Source organism: Loktanella sp. S4079 (genome assembly GCF_000967725.1).
Lineage (GTDB): Bacteria > Pseudomonadota > Alphaproteobacteria > Rhodobacterales > Rhodobacteraceae > Yoonia.
This window is the reverse complement of sequence record NZ_JXYE01000003.1, coordinates 101,977-117,117: the sequence shown is the minus strand read 5'-3', so window position 1 is coordinate 117,117 and position 15,141 is coordinate 101,977. Positions and strand designations below refer to the sequence as shown.

The 15,141-nt window shown below is 54.6% G+C and carries 17 protein-coding genes; 14 read left to right on the top strand and 3 right to left on the bottom strand.

Annotated elements, in window-relative coordinates; translation table 11 throughout:
* The first annotated feature begins 64 nt into the window (after window positions 1–64).
* The 10 genes from pyk to TW80_RS09805 all read left to right on the top strand — a co-directional run bounded on the left by pyk (window position 65) and on the right by TW80_RS09805 (window position 8,202).
* Window positions 65–1,510 (top strand): pyruvate kinase, encoded by a 1,446-nt coding sequence (gene pyk / locus TW80_RS09850; RefSeq protein ID WP_045997241.1) that lies wholly within the window; start codon window positions 65–67, stop codon window positions 1,508–1,510.
* Window positions 1,511–1,543: 33 nt separating this feature from the next.
* Window positions 1,544–1,768 (top strand): hypothetical protein, encoded by a 225-nt coding sequence (locus TW80_RS09845; protein WP_045997240.1) that lies wholly within the window; start codon window positions 1,544–1,546, stop codon window positions 1,766–1,768.
* A gap of 110 nt (window positions 1,769–1,878) precedes the next feature.
* Window positions 1,879–2,079 (top strand): 50S ribosomal protein L35, encoded by a 201-nt coding sequence (gene rpmI / locus TW80_RS09840; RefSeq protein WP_045997239.1) that lies wholly within the window; start codon window positions 1,879–1,881, stop codon window positions 2,077–2,079.
* Between the two features lie 17 nt (window positions 2,080–2,096).
* On the top strand, window positions 2,097–2,459 hold the full coding sequence (gene rplT, locus TW80_RS09835) for a 50S ribosomal protein L20 (RefSeq protein WP_045997238.1): 363 nt from the start codon (window positions 2,097–2,099) through the stop codon (window positions 2,457–2,459).
* A gap of 40 nt (window positions 2,460–2,499) precedes the next feature.
* The gene (locus TW80_RS18380) at window positions 2,500–2,649 is read left to right on the top strand and encodes a hypothetical protein (protein WP_239450523.1); all 150 of its coding nucleotides are present in this window, start codon (window positions 2,500–2,502) and stop codon (window positions 2,647–2,649) included.
* A complete protein-coding gene (locus TW80_RS09830) occupies window positions 2,642–3,280 on the top strand; it encodes a hypothetical protein (RefSeq protein ID WP_239450522.1) in 639 nt (212 codons plus the stop codon). Before TW80_RS18380 ends, TW80_RS09830 begins: the two co-directional genes overlap by 8 nt.
* 76 nt (window positions 3,281–3,356) lie before the next feature.
* Window positions 3,357–4,421: a phenylalanine--tRNA ligase subunit alpha gene (pheS, locus tag TW80_RS09825; RefSeq protein WP_045997237.1), complete on the top strand. Its 1,065-nt coding sequence runs from the start codon at window positions 3,357–3,359 to the stop codon at window positions 4,419–4,421.
* A gap of 418 nt (window positions 4,422–4,839) precedes the next feature.
* Window positions 4,840–5,268, top strand: coding sequence for an ASCH domain-containing protein (locus tag TW80_RS09815; RefSeq protein WP_045997235.1), 429 nt, complete (start codon window positions 4,840–4,842; stop codon window positions 5,266–5,268).
* Window positions 5,269–5,345: 77 nt separating this feature from the next.
* Entirely contained in the window at window positions 5,346–7,742 is a 2,397-nt protein-coding gene (gene pheT / locus TW80_RS09810) for a phenylalanine--tRNA ligase subunit beta (RefSeq protein ID WP_045997234.1), read from the top strand.
* Between the two features lie 16 nt (window positions 7,743–7,758).
* Window positions 7,759–8,202, top strand: coding sequence for a YtoQ family protein (locus tag TW80_RS09805; RefSeq protein ID WP_045997233.1), 444 nt, complete (start codon window positions 7,759–7,761; stop codon window positions 8,200–8,202).
* On the opposite strand, the gene TW80_RS09800 is transcribed toward TW80_RS09805, so the two are convergent.
* Window positions 8,203–8,901, bottom strand: a complete 699-nt coding sequence (locus tag TW80_RS09800) for a glutathione S-transferase family protein (protein WP_045997232.1) — start codon at window positions 8,899–8,901, stop codon at window positions 8,203–8,205.
* A gap of 150 nt (window positions 8,902–9,051) precedes the next feature.
* Here TW80_RS09800 and mscL point away from each other — a divergent pair, with 150 nt between their 5' ends.
* Complete coding sequence (gene mscL, locus TW80_RS09795) at window positions 9,052–9,483, top strand: large conductance mechanosensitive channel protein MscL (RefSeq protein ID WP_045997231.1); 432 nt, start codon at window positions 9,052–9,054, stop codon at window positions 9,481–9,483.
* A 48-nt stretch (window positions 9,484–9,531) separates the two neighbouring features.
* Here the strand turns inward: mscL and ald are convergent, their stop codons facing one another.
* Entirely contained in the window at window positions 9,532–10,650 is a 1,119-nt protein-coding gene (gene ald / locus TW80_RS09790; RefSeq protein ID WP_045997620.1) for an alanine dehydrogenase, read from the bottom strand.
* 133 nt (window positions 10,651–10,783) lie between these two features.
* Between ald and TW80_RS09785 the strand changes: the two genes are divergently transcribed.
* A complete protein-coding gene (locus tag TW80_RS09785) occupies window positions 10,784–11,242 on the top strand; it encodes an Lrp/AsnC family transcriptional regulator (protein ID WP_045997230.1) in 459 nt (152 codons plus the stop codon).
* An 84-nt stretch (window positions 11,243–11,326) separates the two neighbouring features.
* Window positions 11,327–12,349 (top strand): aspartate-semialdehyde dehydrogenase, encoded by a 1,023-nt coding sequence (locus TW80_RS09780; protein ID WP_045997229.1) that lies wholly within the window; start codon window positions 11,327–11,329, stop codon window positions 12,347–12,349.
* Window positions 12,350–12,429: 80 nt separating this feature from the next.
* Here TW80_RS09780 and TW80_RS09775 read toward each other — a convergent pair whose 3' ends face one another.
* Complete coding sequence (locus TW80_RS09775) at window positions 12,430–13,311, bottom strand: DMT family transporter (protein WP_045997228.1); 882 nt, start codon at window positions 13,309–13,311, stop codon at window positions 12,430–12,432.
* A gap of 157 nt (window positions 13,312–13,468) precedes the next feature.
* Here TW80_RS09775 and TW80_RS09770 point away from each other — a divergent pair, with 157 nt between their 5' ends.
* Entirely contained in the window at window positions 13,469–15,115 is a 1,647-nt protein-coding gene (locus tag TW80_RS09770; RefSeq protein ID WP_045997227.1) for a DUF4139 domain-containing protein, read from the top strand.
* Window positions 15,116–15,141 lie beyond the last annotated feature (26 nt).

Genomic DNA, 15,141 nt, shown 5'->3' with positions numbered 1-15,141 from the left:
TGCGCAATAAGGGCACGAAGCCATCTGTTATCGCTAACAGCGCAAGCCGAACAAAGGGATTACTATGAAACGCCATCGCAACGTAAAGATTGTCGCCACACTTGGCCCAGCATCAAATGACTACAAGATGATCCGCGCGTTGCACGAAGCTGGTGCAGATGTGTTCCGCCTGAATATGTCCCATGGGGATCACGAAGAAATTCGCGCGCGTCATGAAATCATCCGTCAGGTTGAAAAAGACTTGGACAGCCCAATTGCTATTCTCGCTGACCTTCAAGGACCTAAGCTGCGCGTCGGCGTTTTTGCAAATGGCGAAGAAGAGCTGGTCGAAGGCGCAGCGTTCCGTCTTGATCTTGATGATGCAGAAGGCGACGTGAACCGCGTAAAGTTGCCCCACAAGGAGATTTTCGACGCGCTTGAGCCGGGCGCGCACTTGCTGGTCAATGACGGCAAGATCAAGCTGCGGGTCAAGGATTGCGGCCGCGATTTCGCAGATTGTGAAGTTGTCGTTGGCGGTACGATCTCCAACCGCAAAGGTGTGAACGTACCTGATGTAACACTGCCCCTTGCTGCGCTGTCAGAAAAGGATCGTAAGGATCTCGAGTTTGTTTGTGAGCTGGGCGTTGATTGGCTCGCGCTTTCGTTTGTTCAGCGCCCTGCTGACGTCGAAGAAGCACGTGCATTGGCCAAAGGGCGCGCTGCGATTTTGTCCAAGATTGAAAAACCAAACGCGGTAAAGTCCTTTGATGAAATTCTAAAGGTTAGTGACGGCATCATGGTTGCCCGTGGCGATCTGGGTGTTGAATTGCCTGTGCACGCCGTGCCGCCAATTCAAAAGCAACTGATCCGCAAATCGCGCGCAGCGGCAAAGCCTGTCATCGTTGCGACTCAGATGCTTGAGTCGATGATTGAATCGCCCATGCCAACCCGCGCCGAAGTTTCTGACGTCGCGAACGCGATTTACGAAGGTGCTGATGCGATCATGCTGTCAGCGGAATCTGCGGCAGGTGATTTTCCGATCGAAGCCGTGTCCACCATGAACAACGTCGCAGGCGAGGTCGAGCACGACCCGACCTACACCAAAATTATCGAAGCTTCGCGCATGACCGATGGTCAGACGGTCGCTGATGGTATCGTGTCTGCGGCCCGCGAAATCGCGGAAACCACAAATGTCAAAGCGATCTGCTGTTTCTCGCAGTCAGGTACTACCGCATTGTTGGTATCCCGCGAACGTCCGCGCGTGCCGATTGTTGCAATGACCAATCAGGTTGATACTGCTCGCCGACTTTGTCTGTCATGGGGGACCAACTGTGTCGTCACAGGACCGGTCGATCGGTTTAAAGATGCGGTTATTGCAGCCGTCCGTGGCGCAACGAGCCTCAAGCTCGCGACCAAAGAGGATATGGTTGTCATTACTGCAGGTGTTCCGTTCAATACGCCGGGTTCGACGAATATTTTGCGCGTCGCACCTTGCGACGAACGTTTGATTTTCCCTGCCGAAGCGGATTAAGCTATCGTTTGTAGTAAGACAGGAATGCGCTGAATGGACTATGATCTGATCTTTGTTTTGGGTGTGCTTTGCTGCGCCTTTGCAATTCCAGCTCTGATCAGCGCTTTTTCTGACCGCCGCTTCCCAAGGGTGGCGGTCTTGCTGGTGGTGTTGGGTGGTGTCAGTATCGCCTATGCCGCCCAAGAAAACCCCGGAGTCTACGGGGTTGGCGTGATCGACGAGATTTTTGTCGATGTTATTGGGCGCTACTTAGTCTAAATTGCTTGCCCTTTTAGGCGATGCGTCCTATACGGCGCACCTCAACCCGCGCGTCCGGCCCGTATGGCATGCCGAGTCGCGCTTCCGACCGACCCAAAGAGGAGACGGAAATGCCGAAGATGAAGACAAAATCGAGCTGCAAAAAGCGGTTCAAAACGACGGCTTCTGGCCGTGTCGTTGCTGCCCAAGCGGGTAAACAGCACGGCATGATCAAACGCTCGAACAAGTTCCTTCGTAACGCACGTGGCACAACCACATTGTGCAAAGCCGACGAAGGTATCGTTAAATCAATGATGCCTTACGCACGTTAATTAGAAGGAAATAGGATATGCGCGTTAAAGGCGGAACAGTCACACATCGTCGTCACAAAAAAGTTCTCGACGCTGCCAAAGGTTATTACGATCGCCGGTCTAAGACTTTCAAAGTCGCTAAGCAGGCCGTCGACAAAGCCAACCAATATGCAACTCGCGACCGTCACAATCGCAAGCGCAACTTCCGTGCGCTGTGGATTCAGCGGATCAACGCAGGTGTGCGTTCGGTTGACGAAACACTGAACTACTCCAAGTTCATCAACGGCCTGAACCTGGCCGGTATCGAAGTAGACCGTAAGGTTCTTGCTGATCTGGCCGTAAACGAGCCAGAAGCATTTGCAACAATCGTTGGCAAAGCAAAAGACGCTTTGGCTGCCTAAGCTGTCGAGCAATTGAAATTGATCAAGGGCCGCCTTTTGGGTGGCCTTTTTTCTTTTCTTGATGGGTTTAAACGAAAACGCAACGATTTTGCCTGATGCTCAGCGCCATGGTGATGTTGCGTTTATTTATCTGCTGGCTGTCGGTTACCTTTCCCGTCGCGTGCTGGGCGCAGGTTGGATCGTTGGCTAGCAATGCAGGGTTCGCGCCGGCGCGTGGGCTGATGCAGCAGGCTGCAGTCGCGGCTGAACAATCTGTAACGCGGGCGAGCCTATTTATCGGTCAGGAACGCGGTGGTTTCTTTGCGCCAATTGTTCGCGATGAACTGGGGCGTTTGAATTCTCCTGCCGTGCGTCATCTGCGCAATATCATTGGGCAGGCGGAATCCCCTGCGGCGGGATACGACGCGGTGCAGCACGGGGCGGCAATCAAACCGCTTAAACCACCCACACAGATGACAATCGGTGAGATTTTCGAATGGATCAGGGCCACCCCCGGTCAGCCACATGCCATCGGGCGATATCAGTTTATTCCCGACACGTTAGAGCGCGTGGTCGCGCAAGTCGGTGCCAAAGCCCATGAACGGTTTAGCCCTGAAATGCAGGATCGGCTTGCCGATGTCCTGCTTGAGGATGCGGGATTTTCAGCGTTTCTTGCGGGGGATCTGTCGCAGACCCGGTTCATGAATAATCTGGCGAGCATTTGGGCGGGCCTACCCACGTCGTCAGGGCGTTCAAAGTATCACGGCTTTGCTGGCAACCGCGCGACGGTGACATTGGCGTATTTTCAATCCGAGATCGCAAAAATTGCACCCGGCTCGTGATGATCCGGTTCGGCACAAGCTTGCAACCGTTGCACCATTTCGCTAGCACCGCGGGGACAGTTGTAAGAGGCGCGCTATGGACGATCTGAAATCCAAATACCTTTCCCTGATTGCCGACGCCGCGGATGAATCCGCAATCGAAGACCTGCGCGTGCAGGCCGTTGGCAAAAAGGGCGAGATCAGCCTGAAAATGCGCGAGCTGGGTAAAATGACCCCAGAAGAGCGTCAGGTTGCCGGCCCTGCGCTGAACGCGTTGAAGGACGAGATCAACAGCGCACTATCCGCGAAAAAGGCCGCGCTGGCGGATGCGGCGCTTGATGAGCGCCTGCGCAGCGAATGGCTGGATGTGACTTTGCCTGCGCGCGATGGTCGCGTTGGCACCATTCACCCGATTAGCCAAGTTACCGAAGAGGTCAGCGCGATCTTTGCCGACATGGGCTTTGCCGTGGCCGAAGGGCCGCAGATCGAATCCGACTGGTATAACTTTGACGCATTGAATATCCCCGGCCACCACCCCGCGCGGGCCGAGATGGACACGTTCTATACACACCGTGCCGAGGGCGACGACCGCCCACCGCATGTTTTGCGCACGCACACCAGCCCCGTTCAAATCCGCAGTATGGAAGCAGGCGGCGCACCGATTCGCATCATCTGTCCGGGTCGCGTGTATCGTGCGGACTATGATCAGACACACACGCCGATGTTTAACCAAGTCGAAGGTCTGGCCATCGACAAAGACATCAGCATGGCAAACCTGAAATGGACGCTAGAAGAATTCTTTAGCGCCTATTTCGGCGCCCGCGTAAAAACCCGTTTCCGCGCGTCCCACTTCCCCTTCACCGAACCATCGGCCGAGGTTGATATTCAGTGTTCATGGGTTGATGGACAGCTCAAGGTTGGTGAAGGCGATGGCTGGCTAGAGGTTCTAGGTTCCGGCATGGTCCACCCGAAGGTGCTGCAAGCCGCCAAAATCGATCCTGATCAGTGGCAGGGCTTTGCCTTTGGTGTCGGTATCGACCGGATTGCAATGCTGAAATACGGTATCCCCGACCTGCGCGCGTTCTTTGACAGCGACCTACGCTGGCTACGCCACTATGGCTTTAGCGCGCTGCAAGTGCCGACGCTACATGGTGGGCTGTAAGGCAAACATGTGTACGCGATTAGCCATATAATATCTCGATGTTATCACTTCTGCTATGCCCAGATTGAGAAACGTCCAGTTCGTTGGCAGTTCATGCTATATGGTTCGTCCGCGGTGGCTATTATTTCGCTAGGGTATGTTTCGCCTTGGTTTTTTGTAGTCTGGTGGATCGTGGCTGTTATTCCTTATTGGGCACTGTTGGATTTACGGAAAGCTAAATTGCGTCAGAAGCGAGAGCACCGTGATCAGCTGATGAGATCAATTGATCTGAAAGATAAAATCGCAAAGTCAGATTCGCACTGACGCTTGAAAGTTAGGCCCGGTATCGCCGGGCAGCGCCCGGACCTCCCCCATGGGGAGGGCGCTTCGCACCCACCCCGAGGTCCGAACGATGCCCTATGTTTTGAATGGAAACCACATGACCAATGACGTTGAAGACCTGCAAGACACATACCCCGGTGCGGGGACGTTTCGGTTTGGTGACGGGCCAGAGCTGTGCCAGCATCTGATCGCGCTCGTCCGCAAGGGCAAGAAACGCGCGACCTGTGGTGCGCTCTCTGACTTTGAGGATGATCCCGATGCAATGCCCGTTGTTGGCCGCTGCGATATTGCCGCCAACTGGGACGGCACGCCTGCGCTGGTCATCCGCACCACGGGCGTCGAGGAAATTCGGTTTTGCGACGTAACCGAAGCCATGGCGCTGGCAGAGGGCGAAGATGACACTCTGCTCGCATGGCGCAAATCGCACAAAGCGTATTTTAAACGTAACGGCGGGTTTGATCCTGAAATGATGTTGGTCTTTGAGACCTTTGAATTGGTCGAAGACCTCGCCGGGCGTGAACTTTGATGGGGCCTACGCCCTTTCCCATTTGCGCGTAATCCGCTAAGCCCAATCCAACCAAATTAAACCGCAGGACCGGACCCATGAAATTCACCCTTTCCTGGCTGAAACATCACCTAGACACCGACGCGAGTGTTGATGAAATCGCTGATGCGCTGACTGACCTTGGGCTCGAGGTGGAAGGCATCGAAGACCCGGCTGCAAAGCTGCGCGATTTCACCATCGCCAAGGTTGTTCACGCCGAAAAGCACCCTGACGCGGATAAGCTGAAGGTTTGCAAGGTTCAGTCGGACGAGGGCGAAACGCAGATCGTTTGTGGCGCCCCGAATGCGCGTGAAGGCATCACTGTCGTGCTCGCGAAACCCGGCACTTATATCCCCGGTTTGGATATCACGATCAAGGTTGGCAACATCCGTGGTGTTGACAGCTTTGGCATGATGGCGTCCGAAAAAGAGCTGGAACTGTCAGACGAACACAATGGTATTATTGAGCTGCCATCGGGTGAGGTCGGCGAGAACTTTGCCGATTGGTTGGCTGCGAATGATCCAGCTAAGGTTGATCCGGTGATCGAAATTGCGATTACCCCGAACCGCCCCGATGCGTTGGGCGTACGCGGTGTTGCACGTGATCTGGCGGCGCGTGGGTTGGGTACGCTTAAGCCAGTTACCGTTGATCCGGTTCCCGCCAGCTTTGAAACTGATCTAAAGGTCTCGATCGACAATGATACGCTGGATGGTTGTCCGGTCTTTTATGGTCGTCTGATCAAGGGTGTGAAGAACGGCCCAAGCCCGGCTTGGCTGCAAGATCAGCTGCGCGCTATTGGTCTGCGCCCGATTAGTTTCCTTGTGGATGTGACCAACTGGTTCACCTACGATTTGAACCGCCCGTTGCACGTATTTGACGCTGATAAGGTCGCGGGCAATTTGCGCGTTCACCGTGCCGAAGGCGGCGAAACCATTGTTGCTTTGGATGACAAAGAATACGCGCTGCAAGCCGGTCAAATGGTCATTTCCGATGACAATGGCCCAGAAAGCATCGCTGGCATCATGGGCGGGGCCGAGACAGGCTGCACCGAAGAGACCGTGAACGTGTTCGTCGAGAGCGCCTATTGGGACCCTGTGCAGATTGCCTATACAGGACGTGCGCTCAAGATTAATTCTGACGCGCGTTATCGGTTTGAGCGCGGCGTCGATCCGGCGTTTACCCCCGAGGGGCTAGAGCACGCGGTGCGTATGATCGTTGATCACGCTGGCGGCGAAGTTTCACAGGTCATCAAAGCGGGTGAGGTGCCGGACACATCGCGCGCCTACAAGCTGGACGCAAAGCGCGTGATTAGCCTTGTCGGAATGGACATCCCAGAGAGCACGCAACGCCAGACCCTGACGGCCTTGGGCTTTAGTCTCGATGGCAATATGGCAAGCGTGCCAAGCTGGCGTCCCGATGTACAAGGCGAAGCTGATTTGGTCGAAGAGGTCGCGCGGATCGCGTCACTGACAAAGCTAGAAGGTAAGCCGCTGCCGCGCATGGATGCGGGTGTGCCCAAGCCGATTTTGACCGATGGGCAATTGCGCCAGAAAAACGCACGCCGGACCGCGGCTGCGCTGGGGTACAACGAATGCGTGACCTACAGCTTTATCGATCGCAAGGCGGCGACGCTGTTTGGCGGTGGTGACGACGCGACGATGCTTGAGAACCCGATCAGTTCGGAAATGTCGCATATGCGTCCTGCACTATTGCCGGGTCTTTTGCGTGCAGCGGCCCGCAACCAGGCGCGTGGCTTCATGGATATGGCTCTGTTCGAGGTCGGCGCTGCATTCCATGGCGGTGAACCGGGCGAGCAGCATAATCTGGTTTCAGGTATTCTGATTGGCCGCACTGGCCCCAAAGACGTGCATGGCGCGTCCCGCCCTGTCGATGTCTATGATGCCAAAGCCGATGTAGAGGCTGTCTTGGCCGCAATTGGTGCCCCGGCAAAGGTTCAGATCCTGCGTGGCGCACGTGAATGGTGGCATCCGGGCCGTCACGGTAAGATTTGCCTTGGTCCGAAAAAGGTGTTGGCGGTCTTTGGTGAACTACATCCAAAAGTGCTGCGCGAAATGGATATCAAAGGGCCTGCTGTTGGCTTTACCGTTTGGCTAGATGAAATCCCCACGCCCAAGAACAAATCTGCAACGCGCCCTGCGTTGGCGGCTGCTGATTTGCAGGCGGTGGAACGCGACTTTGCCTTTGTTGTCGATGCCGATGTTGAGGCGCTGACCCTAGTGAATGCTGCAGCTGGCGCGGATAAGGGGCTGATCGCTGACGTGCGCGTCTTTGACGAATTTATTGGCGGTGCGCTGGGCGAGGGTAAAAAATCATTGGCTGTTACCGTGCGTCTGCAACCCAAGGATAAAACCCTGAAGGATGCGGATATCGAAGCGGTCAGCGCCAAAATCGTTGCAAAGGTGACTAAGGCAACTGGCGGAACCCTGCGCGGGTAATTGGATAGGATTACAGATGCTCAACGTTTATCTTTCGGGTGAAATTCACACGGACTGGCGCGATCAGATCATGTTGGCGGCCAGTGATTTAAGCGTTGAGTTCACTGGCCCGATTACCGATCATGCCGCATCTGATGACTGCGGCGTGGCGATCATGGGGGCTGAACCCAATAAATTCTGGCACGACCACAAAGGCGCAAAGCTAAATGCTATCCGCATCCGCCATGCGATTTCGAATGCCGATTTGGTCGTTGTGCGCTTTGGCGAAAAGTACAAGCAGTGGAACGCGGCCTTTGATGCGGGCTATGCCGCCGCGTTGGGTAAGTCGCTGATTGTCATTCATGGCGACGATCATCAGCACGCCCTGAAAGAGGTGGATGCAGCGGCCCTTGCCGTGGTGCAAGAGCCGTCACAAGTTGTCGAAATTCTGCGCTATTTGCTCAAGGGAAAGTTGCCCTAATTACCTATTCGGGTCAGGGATTGTTTTGGCCTTTTGCACAGCAGGACGATTGTAAAAGCGTTCCACGTAGGCTGGGACATTTTTGAGATCGTGGTAACCCACAACATCTTTGGTCCCGTAAAATTCTAGCGCGTTGATCCACGGTGCAATTGCCATATCCGCAATTGAATAGTCGCCCGCGATCCAATCGCGCCCGTTGAGCTGCCCATCCACGACTTTCAACAGGCGAATGGCTTCATCGCGGTATCGGTCTCTGGGGCGTGGATCTTCGATATCGGCGCCTGCGAACTTAAAGAAGAAACCCATTTGCCCCAACATAGGCCCAAGACCGCCCATCTGAAACATCAGCCACTGCGTGATTAGTGCCTTGTCGCTGGCTGTCGTTCCGATGAATTTTCCCGACTTTTCGGCAAGGTATAATAAGATCGCGCCGCTTTCGAATAGACCGATTGGGCCGTCCGGGCCGTTAGGGTCGATAATCGCAGGGATCTTGTTGTTGGGATTGAGCGATAGGAACTCTGCGCTTTTTACATCCGCATCGCTGAGCGTCACTAAATGGGGTTCGTAAGGTAGGTTCATTTCCTCCAACGCGACCGAGACTTTGACACCGTTTGGGGTGGGGTAAGAATAAAGCTGAATGACCGAAGGGTCCTGCGCGGGCCAACGTGTCGTGATTGGAAATTTTGCGCTATCAATCATTGGTTGTTTCCTTTTTGAAGCTAGCCCAGTTCACTTAGGGGGAATGGCGCAAAATAAAACCCATGGTTTTGTGAACAAATCGGGGTAATCATGTGCGCACAAGCGCAGCTGGCGTAGGATCAGCGCGCAAACAAGGAAGTGGGACAAAACATGATCAACGAATTCAAAGACTTTATTGCCAAGGGTAATGTCATGGACATGGCCGTTGGTATCATCATCGGTGCAGCCTTTACTGCGATTGTGACATCGCTGGTTGGCGATCTGATCAACCCAATTATCGGTCTTGTGACTGGCGGCGTTGATTTTACCAATAAATACGCTGTCTTGGCTGGTGACGTACCTGCTGGTGCTTCGCTCGAAGCGGCCCGTGAAGCAGGCGCATCGATCTTTGCTTATGGTGCATTCATCATGGCTGTGATCAACTTTCTGATCATCGCATTTGTTGTGTTCATGCTGGTGAAAATGGTGAACCGCGCCAAAGACGCAGCGATGAAGAAAGAAGAAGAAGTCGCAGCCGAAGAGCCAAAAGGCCCAACACAAGAAGAGCTTCTTGCTGACATTCTGGCCGCTCTGAAGAAGTAAACCTCTTGTTCTCGGCAAGATTTGGCCCGTCGGTTTCCGGCGGGCCTTTTATATTGTCAGAGCCAAAACAGGGGACAGCACATCCATGTTGAGGGTCTTGCCCACAGCGGGGTAGGTCAGCTTTCCGGCGTGAATATTCAGTCCCCGAAGCAGGTGCGCATCTTCATCGCAGGCGCGTCGCCATCCCTTGTTCGCGATTTCCAAAATGAACGGCATCGTTGCATTGCCCAAAGCGATCGTCGATGTGCGCGCTACTGCGCCTGGCATGTTGGTGACGCAGTAGTGAATGATGCCGTCAACCTCATAGATGGGGTCTTCGTGGGTTGTCGGGCAAGAGGTTTCAAAGCAGCCGCCCTGATCAATCGCGACGTCGACTAGAACTGTGCCGCGCTTAAGCATAGAGAGCTGAGTGCGTTTAATCAGCGTAGGCGCTGCCGAACCGGGAACAAGCACCGCACCGATAATAAGCTCTGCCTTTTGTGCGAGCTCAACCGCGTTTCCGGCACTGGCATAGCTCGTCTTGAATAGGTTGCCGTATGTTTCATCAAGAAACCTTAGCCGCGGAATGGAGCGATCAAGCACGGTCACATCTGCTCCCATGCCTGCGGCGATGCGGGCCGCTTGGGTGCCGACCACGCCGCCCCCGATAACCAATACATTTGCAGGGCCAACGCCCGGAACCCCGCCCATCAATACGCCACGCCCACCGTTTGGACGCTGCAACGCCCAAGCGCCAACTTGCGGAGCAAGCCGTCCGGCGACTTCGGACATAGGGGCCAGCAGCGGCAGGCCGCCACTGTCGTCGGTTACCGTCTCGTAGGCGATGCAGGTGGCCCCGGATTTAAGCAGGTCGTTTGTCAGTTCAGCATCGGCAGCAAGGTGCAGGAACGTAAATAGAATTTGCCCCTCACGCAGCATTGCGCGTTCTTCGGGATGGGGTTCTTTGACCTTGATAATCATATCAGCCATGGCGAAAATATCCGCCGCGTTTTCGGCGATTGAGGCACCAACCGCGAGATAGCTTTCATCAGGAAATCCCGAGCCAACCCCCGCATTTTTTTCGACCGTTACAGTATGGCCGCGGGCAATTGCCTCTTGCGCGACGTTAGGGGTCAAACCGACACGAAACTCTTGGGGTTTGATTTCCTTGGGGCATCCTATGTGCATCGTTACCATCCTCGTTAAAAAACAAGCTTTGCGCAATTCTAGCGCAATATGTGACGTATTCGTGTTGGCTGTTTGTGATATCTGCGGTAATTTTATGCACTAATAGCGTGAATTACGACAGGATTTTGCACGTATGGAGTTGGACAGCATAGATCGTCGAATCTTGCAGGTGCTGCAAAAGAAAGGACGCATGTCCAATGCCGAACTGTCAGAGGTTGCCAATCTCTCGGCGTCAGCTTGTCACCGGCGCGTGCAACGACTTGAAAAAGAAGGCTATATTCGCGACTACGTCGCGCTTGTCGATCCGCGCAAAGTGGGGTTGCCGACAACGGTCTTTGTTGAAATCACGCTCAGTGGTCAGGCGGATGAGGTTCTTGACGCCTTTGAACGGGCTGTTGCGCTTGTCCCGGATGTATTGGAATGTCACCTGATGGCGGGAACGGCCGACTATCTTCTTAAGGTGGTTGCCAACGATACCGAAGATTTTGCGCGCATTCATCGCCGCTATCTGGCGCGCTTGCCGGGGGTTGCACAGATGCAATCATCGTTTGCTTTGCGGACCGTACGGAATACGACTGCTCTTCCTGTGTAGAGCAGATCATCCCTGACGGATTGCTCTTTTCCTTATTTCGTTGGCGGTGTAACACGCAGCAACCGCACAAAGAGGACAGATCCTATGGGCTATAAAGTCGTCGTCGTTGGCGCCACCGGAAACGTGGGCCGAGAAATGCTGAACATTCTGGATGAACGTGAATTTCCGATCGAGGAAATCGCCGTTTTGGCCAGCCGTAAGTCGCTGGGAACCGAAGTGAGCTTTGGCGACAAGACCCTTAAAACCCAAGACCTCGAGGCGTTTGATTTCACAGGCTGGGACATGGCGCTGTTTGCTGTTGGTTCCGAAGCCACCAAAGTGCACGCACCCAAGGCCGCCGCTGCGGGCTGTGTCGTGATTGATAACTCTTCTTTGTATCGTTACGACCCTGACATTCCGTTGATCGTGCCAGAAGTAAACGCAGACGCGATCCATGATTATTCCAAGAAAAATATCATCGCGAACCCGAACTGTTCGACCGCTCAGATGGTTGTGGCGTTGAAGCCATTGCATGACCGGGCCACGATCAAGCGCGTTGTCGTCAGCACTTATCAGTCTGTATCTGGCGCGGGCAAAGGCGGTATTGATGAGCTGTGGGATCAGACGAAGTCGATGTACAATCCGACTGATGACAAACCAGCAAAACAGTTCACCAAGCAGATCGCATTCAACGTGATCCCGCACATCGACGTATTCTTGGACGATGGTTCGACCAAAGAAGAATGGAAAATGGTCGCTGAGACCAAAAAGATCGTCGATAAGAATATCAAAGTGACAGCGACATGTGTGCGCGTGCCGGTCTTTGTTGGTCATTCGGAAGCAATCAACATCGAATTCGAAGACCACCTCGATGAAGACGAAGCGCGCGAAATTCTGCGCCAGTCACCGGGCATCATGGTGATCGATAAGCGCGAAGACGGTGGCTACGTCACGCCAGTGGAATGCGTTGGCGATTTCGCGACATTCATCAGCCGTATTCGTCAAGACAGCACCATTGATAACGGTCTGAACCTGTGGTGCGTCTCTGATAACCTGCGCAAGGGCGCGGCGTTGAACGCCGTCCAAATCGCAGAGCTGCTGGGGCGTGAGTGTTTGAAAAAAGGTTAATCGCTGCCTCAATTGAATTCACGAAAGGGCGCTTTTGGGGCGCCCTTTTTTGTGGATTTGTCTGATCGTCTAGGTATTTATCAACGGCGGCTACGCCATAGGATGATCAATCCTGACACAACGATGAGCAGGCTTCCGATGATCATATTGGGGCTCAGCGTTTCGCCAAATATGAACAGGCCACAGGCCACGCCAAACAATAGTCTTGTGTAGCGAAACGGGGTCACGGCAGAGACTTCGCCTGTGCGCATGGCTTTCATTAAGCCGGCGTAGGCGGCCGCGCCGACGAGTGACGCGCCCACGAGGTAAAGTGCGGCCCGAACCGTGATGGGGGCCAAAACCATGCCTTCGTAAAACCAATAGAGTATGCCCGCCGCTACGACCGCCAAAAAGCCGTAAAAGCCGAGCACAGCAGTGCCCAACGACATGGGCGCTGCGCGGCTTGCCAGATCGCGACCGGCAAAACCCAACATGCCCAGCACGGCAAGAATAGATAGTGGGGTGAAACTATCGCTGCCGGGCTGCAAGATGATCAACACGCCCAATAATCCAACGCAAATCGCCATCCATCTGCGGATACCAACCTGTTCGCCAAAGAAAAACGCGGCGCTGGCCACCACAACGATGGGTGTCGCTTGAAGTATCACTGTCGCTGACGACAGTGGTGTCAGCGCGATTGCCAAAGCGTAAAAGAGGCGGCCCAATACTTCAAACACCACACGGATGCGCATCGGGCGCGAGAGCACATCTGGGTTCAACAGGTAGGTACCTGTCGCACGAGCAGCAATGGCAAATACCGCCGCGCCCCCCAGCCCAAAGAAGATCAAGAGCTGTCCGACAGGTAAAAATTCAGCAGCAGCTTTGACAAAAACATCTTCGATCGCAAAGCAAGCCATCGCCACAATCATCCAAAGACTGCCGACAATATTAGCGTTTTGGTTTTGCGTGGACGTTTGCTTCATGATTGGCCTTTGCGTCAAAGCGTTAGGAATGTGTGGGTTGCCTAAGAGATAAGGTCAATCTGGGGCGAAGAATTTTTCAAAAATTCTTCCAAGGATCGCCTAGCCGCAGCCGTCAAAGAGTCACATGTTAGGATGCGACATTGATAGGAGAACTTAGATGTATCGTTCACTTTTGATGACAAGTTTTATCGCGCTTAGCGCTCCGGCCTTTGCAGATACGTTTACAGTGCAGGCACGTGTTGATGCCGTCACGATCTATCCTGGTTTGGCGAATGTGACGCGGCAGGTGACCTTGGAATTACCAGAGGGCCAGCACGAGATTATTGTTGCGGGCCTACCTGAACAACTCGCGACCGAAGGATTGCGGATATCTGCCCCAGACGAGGTGCAACTTGGCGCGGTGAACCTCGCAAAAGGCCGGTTGCCTGTAACCCCCGACTTGACCACTCCTGAGGTTCAGGCCGCCAAGGACGAAGTGGAACGCCTTGAGGAGCAGCTACGCCAGCGAAACGCTGAGATCGATCAAATTCGCTTGCGGATCGCTGCAGCAGAGGAGCAGATCGCATTCTTGCGCGGGTTGTCACAGGCGACCGCGGGTGAGGCGCTGACCGCGCAAAGCATTGCGGATATCCGTGCTTTGGCGCAAATGGTCGGGGATGAGACCCTCGCTGCGCGCCAGTCAGGTTTTGACGCAGAGCAAGAGGCACAAGCCGCAGAGCGCGCGCGCGAAGACGACCAAGAGGCGTTGGATGAGGCGCGCCGCAGACTTGACGCGTTGATAGCGCCCGAGCAGCAGGGATCGGTGCTGACCTTTACGGTGTTGGCCGCCGAGGCTGGCGACTTTGCAATTGACCTGAGCACCTATGAAGGTTTCGCGAATTGGTCCCCGGTTTATGACATGCGCTTGACGACTGGTGATGCGCCGACCCTTGGTATCGATCGCTCGGTCGTCATTTCGCAGGCGAGCGGTCAGGACTGGAATGACGTGACACTTACTTTATCGACGGCGCGGCCGCGCGAACAAATCGCCCCAAGTGGCGTCTGGGCACCGTTACGTCGAATTGTCTCGGAAGAGGATCTAGAGCGCGCAAAGACGTTGTTCAGGTCGCAAGATGCACCCGCAATCGCCGAGGCGATGGCGTCGCCAGCAGTCCCAGCACCTGAATTCAGAGCGCAGGCTGATCTTAGTGGCGCAGCCGTGACCTACCGCTATCCGGGGCGCGTCACTGTGCGCAACGGGGTCGAAGACCTGCGCCTGCCGCTTGATCGGATCACCCTTGATGCCGATATCTGGGCGGAAGCCGCGCCAAGCCGCGATCACATCGCCTACCGCATGGCTGAGTTCAGCAACACCACCCAAGAGACACTGTTGCCCGGCACGGCGATGTTGTTTGTCGATGGTACGATGATTGGCGGTTCTCACTTGCCATTAATCGCTGCTGGTGCAGATCAGACTATGGGCTTTGGGCCGTTAGATGGCATTTTATTGAGCCGGGTCGTTCCTAATCGATCTGAGGGTGATCGGGGTGTATTCTCGTCGAGTAACCAGTTGACTGAAGAGGCGATTATCACGTTAGAAAACGTCACGAACCGAGATTGGAAAATCTTGCTGCGCGACGCCGTCCCCTATTCAGAACAGGACGATTTGCAGCTGGAAATCACTGCCCAACCAACCGTCACACGCGTGAACCCAGACGGGCAGCGCGGAATACTGGAATGGGACCTCCAACTTGGGGCAGGTGAAACCGAGGAAGTCAGGCTTGACTACACCTTTACTTGGCCGTCTGGCTACGTGTTGCAATGACGGTGGATCAAGATCCACCCTACGAC